Origin of the sequence: Pseudomonas sp. NFACC05-1 (assembly GCF_900100135.1) — a bacterium.
Lineage (GTDB): Bacteria > Pseudomonadota > Gammaproteobacteria > Pseudomonadales > Pseudomonadaceae > Aquipseudomonas > Aquipseudomonas fluorescens_Q.
On sequence record NZ_FMTR01000057.1, the window covers coordinates 1 to 1,148 of the forward strand.

The window sequence follows — 1,148 nt, forward strand, 5'->3', positions numbered from 1 at the left end:
GGCTTTTCCGATTTCGAAGACGCCTTGAGCCAAACCTATCGCGAGTGGGAATACTGCGTGCAGTATCGCGAGACCAGTTTCGACTTTGTCAGCCGCTTGATGGAACAGGAAGGGATCTACTACTTCTTCCGCCACGAGCAGGGCCGGCATGTGCTGGTGCTGGCCGACGCCTACGGCGCCCACACCAAGGCGCCCGGCTACGGCTCGGTGCCCTACTACCCAAAGAACGAGCAGCAGCGCGAGCGGGATCATATTCACGACTGGCACCTGGCCCAGGAAGTCCAGCCGGGCTCGCTGGAACTCAACGACTACGATTTCCAGCGCCCGAGTGCGCGCATCGACGTGCGTGCGGCCATGCCTCGCCCCCACGCGGCCGGCGACTATCCGCTCTACGACTACCCCGGCACCTATGTGCAAAGCGCCGACGGCGAGCACTACGCCCGTACCCGCATCGAAGCCTTGCAGACCCAGCACGAACAGGTCGAGTTATCGGGTAACGCCCGGGGCCTGGGCTCGGGGCACCTGTTCAGCCTCACCGGCTTCAGCCGCCAGGACCAGAACCGCGAATACCTGATCGTCGGTGCCCGCTATTACATTTCCCAGGAAAGCGGCGAGACCGGCGGCGGCGCGCCGTCGGCCCAGTTCGAAAGCAGCCTGACCTGCATCGACGCCCAGCAAAGTTACCGTCCGCTACCGATCACCCATCGACCCATCGTCAAAGGCCCGCAGACCGCGTTGGTCGTGGGCCCCAAGGGCGAGGAAATCTGGACCGATCAGTTTGGCCGGGTGAAGGTGCATTTCTACTGGGACCGACACGACCAGTCCAACGAAAACAGCTCGTGCTGGATTCGTGTGTCGCAGGCCTGGGCCGGCAAGAATTGGGGCTCGGTGCAGATCCCGCGCATCGGCCAGGAAGTGATCGTCAGCTTCCTCGAAGGCGACCCGGACCGGCCGATCGTCACCGGTCGCGTGTATAACGCCGAACAGACCGTGCCCTATGCGTTGCCTGCCAATGCCACTCAGAGCGGCACCAAAAGCCGTTCGAGCAAAGGCGGCACGCCAGCGAATTTCAACGAAATCCGCATGGAAGACAAGAAAGGCGCCGAGCAGCTGTACATCCATGCCGAGCGCAACCAGGACATCGTGGT

General features: G+C 62.7%; 1 protein-coding gene. It reads left to right on the top strand.

The annotated features are described in order from the left end of the window. On the top strand, positions 1 to 1,148 hold a 1,148-nt coding region (gene tssI / locus BLO97_RS30440), incomplete at both ends, for a type VI secretion system tip protein TssI/VgrG (protein WP_139197754.1).